The sequence below is a fragment of the Amycolatopsis sp. NPDC043885 genome (assembly GCF_056435685.1).
Map to the genome: position 1 here is coordinate 1602915 of NZ_JBWKEA010000001.1, position 12284 is coordinate 1615198.

General features: G+C 67.7%; 13 protein-coding genes. 6 read left to right on the forward strand and 7 right to left on the reverse strand.

Annotated features, from left to right (window positions below):
* Positions 1-269: 269 nt before the first annotated feature.
* The 5 genes from AC069I_RS08045 to AC069I_RS08065 all read right to left on the reverse strand — a co-directional run bounded on the left by AC069I_RS08045 (position 270) and on the right by AC069I_RS08065 (position 3406).
* Positions 270-578, reverse strand: a complete 309-nt coding sequence (locus tag AC069I_RS08045; protein WP_478224251.1) for a DUF1416 domain-containing protein — start codon at positions 576-578, stop codon at positions 270-272.
* Positions 578-1414: a sulfurtransferase gene (locus AC069I_RS08050; RefSeq protein ID WP_478224252.1), complete on the reverse strand. Its 837-nt coding sequence runs from the start codon at positions 1412-1414 to the stop codon at positions 578-580. Before AC069I_RS08050 ends, AC069I_RS08045 begins: the two co-directional genes overlap by 1 nt.
* 21 nt (positions 1415-1435) lie before the next feature.
* Positions 1436-1870 carry a DUF4395 domain-containing protein gene (locus AC069I_RS08055; RefSeq protein WP_478224253.1) on the reverse strand — a complete coding sequence of 145 codons (435 nt, stop codon included), beginning with the start codon at positions 1868-1870 and terminating at the stop codon, positions 1436-1438.
* Positions 1871-2064: 194 nt separating this feature from the next.
* On the reverse strand, positions 2065-2505 hold the full coding sequence (locus AC069I_RS08060) for a TlpA family protein disulfide reductase (RefSeq protein WP_478224254.1): 441 nt from the start codon (positions 2503-2505) through the stop codon (positions 2065-2067).
* A 7-nt stretch (positions 2506-2512) separates the two neighbouring features.
* On the reverse strand, positions 2513-3406 hold the full coding sequence (locus tag AC069I_RS08065) for an LmeA family phospholipid-binding protein (protein WP_478265059.1): 894 nt from the start codon (positions 3404-3406) through the stop codon (positions 2513-2515).
* 143 nt (positions 3407-3549) lie between these two features.
* Here AC069I_RS08065 and AC069I_RS08070 point away from each other — a divergent pair, with 143 nt between their 5' ends.
* The 6 genes from AC069I_RS08070 (at position 3550) to pstB (ending at position 9414) form a co-directional block, all read left to right on the forward strand.
* Positions 3550-4296, forward strand: coding sequence for a winged helix-turn-helix transcriptional regulator (locus tag AC069I_RS08070; RefSeq protein WP_340686284.1), 747 nt, complete (start codon positions 3550-3552; stop codon positions 4294-4296).
* Between the two features lie 63 nt (positions 4297-4359).
* A complete protein-coding gene (gene mshD, locus AC069I_RS08075) occupies positions 4360-5235 on the forward strand; it encodes a mycothiol synthase (RefSeq protein ID WP_478224256.1) in 876 nt (291 codons plus the stop codon).
* Between the two features lie 229 nt (positions 5236-5464).
* Positions 5465-6589: a phosphate ABC transporter substrate-binding protein PstS gene (pstS, locus tag AC069I_RS08080; RefSeq protein WP_478224257.1), complete on the forward strand. Its 1125-nt coding sequence runs from the start codon at positions 5465-5467 to the stop codon at positions 6587-6589.
* A 200-nt stretch (positions 6590-6789) separates the two neighbouring features.
* Positions 6790-7707 (forward strand): phosphate ABC transporter permease subunit PstC, encoded by a 918-nt coding sequence (pstC, locus tag AC069I_RS08085; protein ID WP_016338002.1) that lies wholly within the window; start codon positions 6790-6792, stop codon positions 7705-7707.
* 2 nt (positions 7708-7709) lie between these two features.
* The gene (pstA, locus tag AC069I_RS08090; protein ID WP_478224258.1) at positions 7710-8627 is read left to right on the forward strand and encodes a phosphate ABC transporter permease PstA; all 918 of its coding nucleotides are present in this window, start codon (positions 7710-7712) and stop codon (positions 8625-8627) included.
* A gap of 10 nt (positions 8628-8637) precedes the next feature.
* Positions 8638-9414: a phosphate ABC transporter ATP-binding protein PstB gene (pstB, locus tag AC069I_RS08095; RefSeq protein WP_005152681.1), complete on the forward strand. Its 777-nt coding sequence runs from the start codon at positions 8638-8640 to the stop codon at positions 9412-9414.
* Between the two features lie 141 nt (positions 9415-9555).
* Here the strand turns inward: pstB and phoU are convergent, their stop codons facing one another.
* Both phoU and AC069I_RS08105 read right to left on the reverse strand, forming a co-directional pair.
* Positions 9556-10218 (reverse strand): phosphate signaling complex protein PhoU, encoded by a 663-nt coding sequence (phoU, locus tag AC069I_RS08100; RefSeq protein WP_034312635.1) that lies wholly within the window; start codon positions 10216-10218, stop codon positions 9556-9558.
* A gap of 81 nt (positions 10219-10299) precedes the next feature.
* Positions 10300-11703 (reverse strand): LCP family protein, encoded by a 1404-nt coding sequence (locus AC069I_RS08105; protein WP_478224463.1) that lies wholly within the window; start codon positions 11701-11703, stop codon positions 10300-10302.
* Positions 11704-12284 lie beyond the last annotated feature (581 nt).

Below are 12284 nucleotides of genomic sequence, written 5' to 3' on the forward strand. Positions count from 1 at the left end.
CGCGACGCCGGCGAGCACCAGCAGGGTCGTAAACAGGATCTCCACGCCACGCACTTTAGTCGCTGCCGACCGGCACGGCCCCGCGAAGGGGTGGTGGTAGTGCCCACACGGTCTCCCAAAGGGCGCTCCGCGCCCGACGGAGACTTCACGTCGCGCGCCTCTTTTGGGCCGGAGGCCCACGGAAACGCGATGAAGGGGCGCCCTCCGCACTCACCGTGAGGTGAATGCGGAACGACGCCCCTTCGGCACGTTTTCCGTCAGCGCGCGACCTATGACACAGAGATGGCGAGTTGGTGCACGCCGGGTCCCTGCGCGGTGACGGAGGCCTCGCCGTTGCCGGAGCGGTGCAGCGCGCGCACCGTCCAGTCACCGGGGGCCGCGTAGAAGCGGAAATCGCCGTCGGCCGACGAGACCACCTCGCCGGTGAAGTCGCCGCCGCCGTCCAGCAACCGCACGAAGGCGCCGCCGACGGGACCCTCCGAACCGGTCACCTTGCCGGCCAGCACGACCTGGCCGCGGGTGTCGTAATCGGCGGGCGTGGCCTCCTGGGCCGGTGCGCCGCAGCTGTCGTCAGCCATCACTTAGCTCCCAACTCGACCGGCACGCCGACGAGCGAGCCGTATTCCGTCCACGAACCGTCGTAGTTCTTCACCTGGTCGTAGCCGAGGAGCTCGTGCAGCGCGAACCACGCGATGGACGAGCGCTCACCGATCCGGCAGTACGCGATCGTGGCCTTCGACTCGTCGAGGCCCTCGTCGGAGTACAGCTCCTTGATCTCTTCCTCGGTTTTGAAGGTGCCGTCCTCGTTGGCGACCTTCGCCCACGGGACGTTCAGCGCGCCCGGGATGTGGCCCGGGACCTGTGACTGCTCCTGCGGCAGGTGTGCCGGGGCGAGCAGCTTGCCGGAGAACTCGTCGGGCGAGCGCACGTCGACGTAGTTGCTCTTGCCGATCTCGGCCACGACCTCGTCGCGGAACGCGCGGATCGAGAGGTCCTGCTCCTTGGCCTTGTACTCGGCCGGCTCGCGCTTTACCTCGTCCGAGTTCAGCTCGCGGCCGTCGAGCTCCCACTTCTTGCGGCCGCCGTCGAGCAGCTGCACCTTGTCGTGGCCGTAGAGCTTGAAGTACCAGTACGCGTACGCGGCGAACCAGTTGTTGTTGCCGCCGTAGAGGATCACGCGGTCGTCGTTCGAGATGCCCTTCTCGGACAGCAGCTTCTCGAAGCCCTCCTTGTTGACGAAGTCGCGGCGGACACCGTCCTGCAGGTCCTTGCGCCAATCGAACTTCACCGCCCCGCGGATGTGTCCGTTGTCGTACGCGGTCGTGTCCTCGTCGACCTCGATGAACACGACACCCGGGGTGTCCAGGTTCTCCTCGGCCCACTGGGTGGTGACCAGGACGTCTTCACGGCTCATGGAGCTGACTCTCTTTCTGGGTTAGGACGCGCGAGGGCTGGGACTGAAACGTTTGACGAGCAGGTACATCTCGCAGCCGAGACAGAAGTCGAACGCCGCGTTGAGGAAGGCCGCGAACAGCGCGAACGCCGTCGCGACGAAACCGAGCGCGGTCAGGCCGGTGGCGAACCCGACGGTGCCGACGACGGCGAACACGAACCCGACGGCCTGCGCGAACCGCAGCGGGGCGGCGTCCTCGCGTTCGGTCGTGGGGCCGAGCCGCGGCGCGACGAGGTAGCGATAGATCAGGGAGTACGGCGCCGGCTTCAGGCCGATGAAGGCGCCGATCGCGAACACCACCGCCTGCGCCGCGAGCAGTGGCCACCACTGGGTGATGAGCACGACCGCGAGCACGATCGTCGTCAGGATGGCGGCGAAACGCGGACCACGGGGGTCGACGGCCGGTCCTGCGGACATGGTTCCTCCTGCGAACGAGAGGGAAAGAGGTGCGTGCCGGACGGGCACGCGCAGGCGTGGTTCAGCGAACGCCGGGACACAGGCTGCTGCGAACGCGGCACAGGTCCACTGCGCGGCGCTGGGTCAGCAAAGTTCGGGGCAGCCGGTTCACGGGCACGAGGGTACGCAGAGCTCCCTCAGGTTGGGAACCGTGTTCACACCTTGGGACGCTTCCCGGAATCCGGGATCAGATGGGGCTCCAGGGCTTCGAGAAGCTCCTGACCTCGGGGAACGCCGCCGACGCGGAAGACCTCCCGGCCGTCCGCGGTCAAGGCCAAGGTCGTCGGGGTTCGCAGCACCGACAGCGCCTGGGCGACTTCGGGGGTTTCGGTGACGTCCAGATCGACGTGGGTCAGGTCGTCGGTCTTCTCCGCGAGCGCGGACAGGATCGCGCGGGTGTGGCGGCACGGCGCGCAGAACGTCGTGGAGATCTGGACCAGGGTGACACCTTCGGGCGCGAGGGCGTCCGAGACGCGACCGGGCAGGGTGGGCGCACTGGACTTCGCCGCGCGGATGCGGCCGTTGCGCGCTTGCAACAGCGCGCCGGCGACCCCGCCGAGCACGAGGACGCCCAGCAGCACCCACACTCCGGTCATTCGCAGATCACCCCTGGGGCTTCGCTCCGCTGAAGGCGACGTTCTTGCCTTCACCCTTGATGGTCACCGAGCCGCTGTTCACGCGCACCGACGTCGGGGTCACCGAGAACGGCATCGCGCCGGTGTCGATGGTCGCGTTGAAGTTCGGCAGCAGCGCGTCCTGTACTGCCTGGGGAACGACGGTGGTCTCCTTGTCATTCCCGAACTGGAGCCGCTTCGGTTCGAGACGGATTTTCTGCCCGTCCAGTTCGATCATCGCGAAGCAGAAGATCTCCACCTTCTGCCCGGCGATCTGGACGTTGCCCGAAACCCGGATCCCGGTGCTGGCGGTGTCGACCGGCTCGCCGTTCTCGTTCGTCGCGGTCGGCTTCGTCTCGCCCTGCCCGCTGTCGCCGTTGCGGACGTAGTCCTCGGTGACGGGCTCGATTTTCAGGTTCTCGATCTTGTCCAGCGGCGCCTGCCGCGCGATGTCCGCGGCCTTGATCGTCACCTCGCCCTTGAGCGTGCCGATGACGATCGACTTCGTGTTGCCGGACGTCAGGTCCGACAGCGGGGCCGTGACGTCGCTCATGTCGGCGTTGAAGTCCACGTCCCGCAGCCTCGGCGGAACGGCGACGCCCTGGGCGTTGATCGTGATGTGACTGTAGTCACCGGAAAGGGCCTGGGTCAGGAACGGGAAACCGTGCACCGTGACCGCCGGATCGTTGGCCAGTTCCAGCTGCTGGCGTGCCTTCTGGGAGATCGTGTGCTCGGCGAACGCCGCGGCCCCGAAATCGGCCCCGACCAGCAGCACCACCAGCACCGCGAGGGCGATGAGCCAGCCCCGGCCACGGCGCTTCCCTCGCTTGGCGGACCGGCCGGAAGACGGTCGGTCGTGCTGCGCCACGGGCCTGCTCACCATCGCGTCGAATCTCCTTCGTAAACCTCTTTGGCCAGGTGTGATCGATCCAGCACGGGGTAGGTCCTCGGCTGTTCACCCGCTATTCTCACCAAGCACCGGCTGTAGCCACGTTCGAGGCGACCACGACTGAAGGCGGTGCGGCGATGAGCCTGGACCTTCTGGTACTGACCGCGGAAGCAGATGCCACCACGGTATTGCCCGCTCTGGATCTGCTGCCCCACACCGTACGCGTCCGTGCTCCGGAAGTGACCGCGCTGCTCGACGCCGGCCACCGCGACGTCATCGTCCTCGACGCCCGGAGCGATCTCGCCTCCGCGAAGAGCCTCTGCCGCCTGCTCAAGGGTGCCGGTGAGGACGAAACCTCCACGCCGGTCATCGCCGTCGTCGGCGAAGGCGGGCTGGTCGCGGTCAGTGCGGAATGGCGTACCGACGACATCCTTCTCCCGACGGCAGGTCCCGCCGAGGTCGACGCCCGGCTGCGGCTGGTCACCACTCGCGACGGCGGCGCCGCGCAGGTCGACGCCGAACTCCGGGTCGGCGAGCTGGTCATCGACGAGGCGACGTACACCGCGAAGCTCCGCAAGCGCACCCTCGAACTGACCTACAAGGAGTTCGAGCTCCTCAAGTACCTCGCCCAGCACGCCGGCCGGGTGTTCACCCGTGCTCAGCTGCTGCAGGAGGTCTGGGGTTACGACTTCTTCGGCGGCACGCGCACGGTCGACGTCCACGTCCGGCGCCTGCGCGCGAAGCTGGGGCCGGAGCACGAGCAGATGATCGGGACCGTGCGCAACGTCGGCTACAAGTTCGAGCGGCCTTCGAAGGGGGCCGCCAAGCAGGCCATCGCCCCGGACGCGAGCGTCTACGAGCCGAGCGAGCTTTCCGCGCACTGAGTCCCCTTTCCTGTCTGACAAGACGTCCAGGCGGGTGCCGGGTTCCCGGGTAGGGTCGATTTCATGCTCGATCTGGCTTGGACCGGTGAACCGGACACGGAAGAGATCCACGACTTCCTCCTCGCCGTGCGCGAGGCCGACGGCGATCCGCTGGACTCCGGTTTCCCCGGTGGACAGCACCTGCTGGGGCACGTCGACGGTGAGCTGGTCGTGTACGCGCATCTGGACACCGAAGGCGACTCGCACGGCAACCAGGTCGCCGAACTGTTCGTCCATCCCGCGCACCGCCGGTCCGGTCACGGCCGGGCGGCCACCAGGGCGCTCGTCGACCACGTCGACGGGAAGCCGCTGCGCGTCTGGGCGCACGGCGACCACCCCGCCGCCGTCCACATAGCCGGGACCGAGGGCTTCGAGCGCGCGCGGGAACTGCTGATCCTGCACGCGGACGTCGAGACGGCCGATTGGCCGGAACCCGTGACGCGCGAAGGCGTCACGCTGCGGACGTTCGTCCCCGGTCAGGACGAGGAAGCGATGGTCCGCGTCAACGCGCGCGCCTTCGACTGGCACCCCGAGCAGGGCGCCCTGACCGTCGACGAGGTCCGGGCGACCGAGAAGGAAGCCTGGTTCGACCCCGAGGGCTTCTTCCTCGCGGAAGAGGACGGGAAGGTCATCGGCTTCCACTGGACGAAGGTCCACGACGCCGTCCCCGGCCGGTTCGGCGGCGAGCCCGCGGGCGAGGTCTATGTCGTCGGCATCGATCCGGACGCCCAGGGCGGCGGTCTCGGGAAGGCACTCACGCTCGCCGGGCTGCGGTACCTCCGTGATCGCGGGCTGGGCCAAGTGATCTTGTACGTCGAAGGTGACAACGCGCCGGCGCTCGCGGTCTATTCGAAGCTCGGCTTCACCCGATACGAGGTCGACGTCCAATACGCTCGGTAACCGTCTTCACACGTGCGGCACTTGACCGGTCACGGAGAGCAGACGCGCAGGTCACGGCTGGGACACGGGCCACTTTCGGAGTAGTCGCGCTGCTCACATCGGCCGCCTTGTTCACCTGTCGTTCACCCTTAGACGGCCGCCTGTCCACTGTCGGTGCTTAGTGTCCGGGTCCGGAAGGAACGCTCCCGTTCCACCGATCCGGCGAAAGTCTCCCAGTGGAGGAAATGCAGTGAAGATCATGCGGCCCGCGGGCGCGATCGGCATCGTGGCCACCGCCGCCCTCGTGCTCGGCGCCTGTGGATCCGACCCGGCGGCGACCAAGCCCGACAGCACGGGCGCCGCCGCCGCTCCGAGTGGCGCGGCCAATGTCGAATGCGGCGGCAAGAGCCCGCTTTCGGCCGAGGGCTCGTCCGCGCAGAAGAACGCGATCGACATCTTCGTGCAGGCTTACGCCGCCAAGTGCTCCGGCCAGAAGGTGAACTACAACCCCAGCGGTTCGGGCGCCGGCATCAAGCAGTTCAACGCGAACCAGGTGGACTTCGCCGGTTCGGACTCGCCGCTCAAGGCCGAAGAGGCCGAGAAGGCCAAGGCCCGGTGCGCCTCCGACGCGTGGAACCTCCCGCTCGTCGTCGGCCCGGTCGCCGTCGCCTACAAGCTTTCCGGGGTCGACAAGCTGACCCTGACCCCCGAGGTCACCGCCAAGATCTTCAACGGTGGCATCACCAAGTGGAACGACCCGGCCATCAAGGCGGTCAAGGGCAACGAGAGCCTCAACCTGCCGGACAAGCCGATCCAGGTCATCTCGCGTACCGACGAGTCGGGCACCACCGACAACTTCCAGAAGTACCTGAAGGTCGCGTCCAAGGGCGCCTGGACCCAGGGTGACGGCAAGAAGTTCAACGGCGGTGTCGGCAACGGCGCGGAGAAGTCCAACGGTGTCGCCAACGCCGTGAAGTCCGCCGACGGCGCCATCACCTACGTCGAGTCCGCGTTCGCGAAGGACGGCATCAGCACCGCCCTCATCGACAGCGGCTCCGGCGGTGTCGAGCTCAACGCGGCGAACGTCGCCAAGTCCCTCGACGCGGCGAAGTTCAAGAAGGAGGGCTCGAACGACCTGGCCCTCGACCTGGACGCGATCTACTCCAGCAACGTGCCCGGCGCCTACCCGGTCATCCTCGCGACCTACGAGATCGTCTGCTCCAAGTACGCGGACGCCGAGGTCGCCAAGGCCGTCAAGGCGTTCCTGAACGTCGCCGCCACCGACGGTCAGAAGCCGCTTTCGGAAAAGGGCTACGTGCCGATCCCGCAGAGCCTGCAGGACAAGGTCCTGACCGCCGTCAAGGCCATCGCCTGACCCTGTTGCCAACCTTTCCGGTTGATCAGTAAACGAAGTAGTCGATGAGCGATTCATCTTCGCCCAGAACGCCCACCGGCGACCCCGGTGGGCGTTCTGGCGTCCGCGAGACCTTCACGGAGGACCCGATTTCGGAGCAATCTGCCGCGTCACCGCCCGAGAAGTCCTCGGTGCGACTCGCGAGCCCCAATTCCAGGACGGTGCGACCCGGTGACCGCATCTTCCAGATCCTGACCACCGGAGCCGGCGTCTTCGTCGTCTCGCTGATCGGCCTGATCGGATTGTTCCTGCTGGTGCAGGCCATCCCGGCGCTCCAGGCCGACAACGTGAACTTCCTGACCAGCCAGGTCTGGCAGACCACCCCCGACGACATGCGCTTCGGGATCATGGGCCTGCTGCTGGTCACGGTGTACTCGTCCCTGCTGGCGCTGATCATCGCGATGCCGATCTCGCTCGGGATCGCCCTCTTCCTCACCCAGTACGCGCCGAAGCGGCTGGCGCGGCCGTTCGCGTACGTGATCGACCTGCTCGCCGCGGTCCCCTCGATCATCTACGGCCTGTGGGGCCTGATGGTCTTCGCGCCCGCGATCGAGCCCTTCTCCCAGTGGGTCAACGACACCTTCTCGTGGATCCCGCTCTTCGCGGCGGGCAACGTCTCGCCGGACCTGCGCGGCACCATCTTCACCGCGGGCATCGTGCTGGCCGTGATGATCCTGCCGATCATCACCTCGCTGTCCCGTGAGGTGTTCGAGCGGACCCCGACCCCGCATATCGAGGGCGCGCTGGCGCTGGGCGCCACCCGCTGGGAGGTCATCCGCACCACGGTGCTCCCGTTCGGCAAGGCGGGCTACATCGGCGCTTCGATGCTCGGCCTCGGCCGCGCGCTCGGCGAGACGATCGCGCTCGCGATCATCCTGACCGGCGCGGTCGGCCGCGAGTTCACCTGGAGCCTCTTCGACGGCGGCGCCACGTTCGCCTCGAAGATCGCGGCGGACTACGCGGAACTCAACAACGAGATCTCGGCGGGCGCGTACATCGCGGCGGGTCTCGTGCTGTTCCTGCTGACGCTCGTCGTCAACTTCATCGCGCGATCCGTCATCGCCAAGAAGGGGGACTGAGCATGTCCACCACGCTCGAGAAGACCCCCGCCACCACCCCCGCCTTCCAGCAGGTCAGCATGGCCAGGAAGGTCAAGAACGGCTTCGCCACGGCGCTGATCTGGCTGTCGTTCCTTATCGCCGTCGTGCCGCTGGTGTGGCTGCTCGCCACCGTGGTCATCAACGGTGTCAAGCGGATCCCCTACAGCAACTGGTGGACCGAGGACTTCGGCTCGGTTTTGTCGGACGAGGTCGGCGGCGGCGTGGCCCACGCCGTCATCGGCTCGGTGCTGCAGGGCCTGGTCTGCGCGATCATCGCGGTGCCGATCGGCATGCTGGTCGCGATCTACCTGGTCGAATACGGCCGCGGCAAACTCGCGAAGATCACCACGTTCATGGTGGACATCCTCTCCGGTGTCCCCTCGATCGTCGCGGCGCTGTTCGTCTACGCCCTGTGGATCACCACCTTCGGCCTCCCGCGCAGCGGTTTCGCCGTGTCGCTGGCCCTGGTGCTGCTGATGATCCCGGTGGTCGTGCGCTCCTCGGAGGAGATGCTGCGGATCGTCCCGGACGACCTGCGCGAAGCCTCCTACGCGCTCGGCGTGCCGAAGTGGAAGACGATCATGAAGATCGTCCTGCCGACCGCGCTGTCCGGCATCATCGGCGGCATCATGATGGCGCTCGCCCGGGTCATGGGCGAGACCGCGCCGCTGCTGGTCCTCGTGGGCTACTCGGCCTACGTGAACTGGGACATCTTCGGTGGCGAGCAGGCCGCTTTGCCGCTTCTGATGAACAACGAACGGGTCAGCAACCCGTTCGACGAAGGTACCGTCGCGTTCGACAGGATCTGGGGTGCGGCGCTCACCCTGGTACTGATCATCGCGATCGTGAACCTCCTCGCCATGCTCTTTGCCCGTCTTGTCGCCCCGAAGAAGAAGTGAGCTGTTTGAGATGGCCAAACGAATCGACGTCAAAGACGTGGACATCTACTACGGCAAATTCCACGCCGTGGACGGCGTCACCCTCTCGGTGCCGCCGCGGAACGTCACCGCGTTCATCGGCCCGTCGGGCTGCGGCAAGTCGACCGTCCTGCGCACGCTGAACCGCATGCACGAGGTCATCCCCGGCGCCCGCGTCGAGGGTGAGGTGCTGCTCGACGGCGAGGACATCTACGGCGCCGGGGTCGACCCGGTGCAGGTCCGCCGCACGATCGGCATGGTGTTCCAGCGGCCCAACCCGTTCCCGACGATGTCCATCCGCGACAACGTCGTGGCCGGGCTGCGCCTGGGCGGCACCAAGGGCAAGAAGGAGCTCGACGAGGTCGCCGAGCGCGCCCTGCGCGGCGCGAACCTGTGGAACGAGGTCAAGGACCGGCTGAACAAGCCGGGCGGCGGCCTCTCCGGTGGTCAGCAGCAGCGGCTCTGCATCGCGCGGGCGATCGCCGTGCGGCCCGACGTGCTGCTGATGGACGAGCCGTGCTCCGCGCTCGACCCGATCTCGACGCTCGCCATCGAGGACCTGATCGGTGAGCTCAAGAAGGAGTACACGATCGTCATCGTGACGCACAACATGCAGCAGGCGGCGCGGGTGTCGGACCAGACCGCGTTCTTCAACCTGGCGGGCGTCGGCCAGCCGGGGCGCCTGGTGGAGCTGAACGACACCGAGAAGATCTTCTCGAACCCGGACGAGAAGGCGACCGAGGACTACATCTCGGGCCGCTTCGGCTGAGTCGGGTGGTCGTGAGTGGCGATTCGGGTTAGAACCCGAATCGCCACTCACGACCCACGTGAGGCCCGGCGCTGACGTGACGAAGGGGCCCTTCACCGCGTGAGATGCGGTGAAGGGCCCCTTGGCTCCAGAGCGAAGTGCCTACAGCTCGTCGGGTCCGTAGCCGGGCATCTTGCCGGTCACCACGAAGATCATCCGGCGCGCGACCGAGACGGCGTGGTCGGCGAAGCGCTCGTAGAAGCGGCCCAGCAGCGTGACGTCCACCGCCGCGGCGACGCCGTGGTCCCAGTTCCGGTCCATGATGACCGTGAACAGGTGCTTGTGGATCTCGTCGACCTCGTCGTCGTCCGACTCGATCGTGCGGGCGGCCTCGACGTCCTTGGACTTGATGACCTGCTCGACCTGGCGGGCCAGGTTCACCCCGACCTCGCCCATCTTGGCGAAGTCGGCCTTCACCTCGTCGGGCAGCACGGGATCCGGGTGACGGCGGCGCGCGGCCTTGGCCACGTGCAGGGCCAGATCGCCCATCCGCTCCAGGCTCTCCGCCGCGTGGATCGCGGCGAGGACGGTCCGCAGGTCGGTCGCGACGGGTGCCTGCAGGGCCAGCAGCGCGTACGCCTGCTCCTCGCATTCGGCGCGCGCGTCGTCGACCTTCGCGTCGTCGCTGATCACCTGCTCGGCGAGTCCGAGATCGACCTCGAGCAACGCCCGGGTCGCCCGCTCCATCGCGTCGGCGACCTGGAGTGACATGCTCGCTAGGTTCTCGGCGAGCTGTTCGAGTTCGACATGGTAAGCCTCACGCATGGCCCAACCCTACGCCGGAACTGGGGTCAAAAGCCGCATCCCAGAGTGAACCCGACGTGAACCCGGACTAACGAATGATCCTCAGCCTGAGCTGCTGCTCTTCTTGGCGCCGCCGGACTTGGCGGAGCTGGTCGGAGTGGACGCCGTTTCGCCGGCGGGAGGCGCCGGCGCCTTCTCTTCCAGCGGGGTGTTGTTGATCAGCGCGTCGAAGACGGCCTTCGCCTTGCTCTGGACCAGCACCTCGTTGCCGCGTTTGTTCGCCTCTTCGGTGGTGGGCACGGTCAGGAACTTGACCTTGTCCGATCCCATCCCGCGCATCGACTTCGCCAACGTCATCATCTGCTTGATGCCGAGGTTCTCGCCGAAGGTGGCCTTGGCGAACGCGTCGATGAACCCGCTGAGCTTGCCGGTGTCCAGGATGACTTCCTTCGACATCACGGTCTTCAGCAACGCGCCGAGGAAGGCCTGCTGCCGTTTGATCCGGCCGTAGTCCGACGTCGGGTCGCCCTTGACGTGCCGCGCCCGGACATAGTTCAGCGCCTGGTCGCCGGAGATCCGCACCTCGCCCGCCTGCGGGATGATCATGCCGAGCGTGGTGTCGTCGACCGGCTTCTCGTTGTACACGGTGACGCCCTGCACGGCGTCGACCATGGATTTGAAGCCGTTGAAGTCGATCCCGACGAAGTGGTTCATCTTCATGCCGGTGATCTGCTGGATGACCTTCGTGACGCACTGCGGGCCGCCGACCGCGTAGGCGGTGTTCAGCTTCGCGATCTTCTGCGCCGGCGCGGACTCTTCCGAGTACGACGACGTCGCCGGGTCCCAGCGCTTGCATTCGGGACGGCTGATCTCGAGGTCGCGCGGGAAGGACACCATGACGACCCGCTGCCGGTCGGCGGGGACGTGCGCGATCATGACCGTGTCCGAACGGGCGCCCGGGGTGCCGTCGGCGTCGCCGACGCCGTCTTCGGCGGCCGCGCCGTCACGACTGTCGGAACCGACCATCAGGAAGTTCTCGTCGCCGGTCTGGCCGGCGGCGTCCTGGATGTCGGCCGAGTCTTCGTCGAGCGAAGCGACGGTGTTGAACTTCGCGTCGAACCAGGTCTGGGCGCCCCACGCCGAACCGATGGAGAGGAACACGAGCGCGGCGACCACGGCGGCGGCGATCCGGCCCGCCTTGGCCGTCTGCCTGGTCTTGCGTTCCTTCTTCTCCTGCAGACGGGTCTGCGGCGCCGATTCCTCGGCGGCTTCCGCGGGTGCGGAATCGGTGGTCGTGACCACCCGCTGCAGTGCCGTGCGGGTCTGCTCCAGCAGCGCGGCGGGGCGGGCGGCGAGCCGTTCGCGGCGCTCGCGTTTCTTGGCCTCTTCGGCCTCGAGTTCGTCGTGCGCGGCGGAGAACCGGGCCAGCGTGTGGTCGATCTTGCGCTTGGTGATCGTCGCGTCGTCGATCGCCTCGAGCTCGTCGGTCATCGTGAGCCGGTCCATCTCGGACCTCGGCGGGACCGGCACCTGCTGCACCGGCCGCTGCACCGGGCGGCGGGGACGACGCGGGGACGGCGGTGCCGCGGGCTGCTGCTGCGCGCCCGGGTTCACCAACGGCGGACGGCGCTGAGTCGGCGCTTCGGGGCTGGGCGCGGCCTGTGAGGTGCGGCGCGGCTGGCGCGCACGAGGCGGACGCGGGGTCTCGGCCGGTTGCGGGTTCCGCGGTGGCATCTGTGCCCGCGGCGTGGCGGGTTTGGCCGCGCGAGGCGCGGGCGCCGGGTTTTCGACGGGAGCAGCCGGACGACGCGGCGCGGGCGGCTCCGTCCGGGCGGCGCGAGCACCGGGTCTCGGAGGCTCGGACGCCGGTTCGCTCTGCCGGAGTCGGCGTGGAGCGGGCGCCTCGGCGGTGGGATCGAAGACCGGGCGTTCACCGGTGTGACGTGCGACGACGTCGGAAACGCTGATCCCGCCGTGGGTGTCCATCGAGCGTCGCCGTGCCCTGCGGCCGCGCTCACCGGCGCTTCTGTCGGTGTGACTGTGGCGACCGGTCCCCGGGTTGTGGTGCTCGTCGGGCACTCGGTCTC

Bases quoted from the DNA above. Each gene is read 5' to 3' on its own strand.
- phoU (WP_034312635.1), bottom strand. From the start codon at position 10,218: ATGCGTGAGGCTTACCATGTCGAACTCGAACAGCTCGCCGAGAACCTA.
- AC069I_RS08105 (WP_478224463.1), bottom strand. From the start codon at position 11,703: ATGGACCGGCTCACGATGACCGACGAGCTCGAGGCGATCGACGACGCG.
- pstA (WP_478224258.1), top strand. From the start codon at position 7,710: ATGTCCACCACGCTCGAGAAGACCCCCGCCACCACCCCCGCCTTCCAG.
- AC069I_RS08070 (WP_340686284.1), top strand. From the start codon at position 3,550: ATGAGCCTGGACCTTCTGGTACTGACCGCGGAAGCAGATGCCACCACG.
- AC069I_RS08060 (WP_478224254.1), bottom strand. From the start codon at position 2,505: ATGACCGGAGTGTGGGTGCTGCTGGGCGTCCTCGTGCTCGGCGGGGTC.
- mshD (WP_478224256.1), top strand. From the start codon at position 4,360: ATGCTCGATCTGGCTTGGACCGGTGAACCGGACACGGAAGAGATCCAC.
- AC069I_RS08050 (WP_478224252.1), bottom strand. From the start codon at position 1,414: ATGAGCCGTGAAGACGTCCTGGTCACCACCCAGTGGGCCGAGGAGAAC.
- AC069I_RS08055 (WP_478224253.1), bottom strand. From the start codon at position 1,870: ATGTCCGCAGGACCGGCCGTCGACCCCCGTGGTCCGCGTTTCGCCGCC.
- AC069I_RS08065 (WP_478265059.1), bottom strand. From the start codon at position 3,406: ATGGTGAGCAGGCCCGTGGCGCAGCACGACCGACCGTCTTCCGGCCGG.
- AC069I_RS08045 (WP_478224251.1), bottom strand. From the start codon at position 578: ATGGCTGACGACAGCTGCGGCGCACCGGCCCAGGAGGCCACGCCCGCC.
- pstB (WP_005152681.1), top strand. From the start codon at position 8,638: ATGGCCAAACGAATCGACGTCAAAGACGTGGACATCTACTACGGCAAA.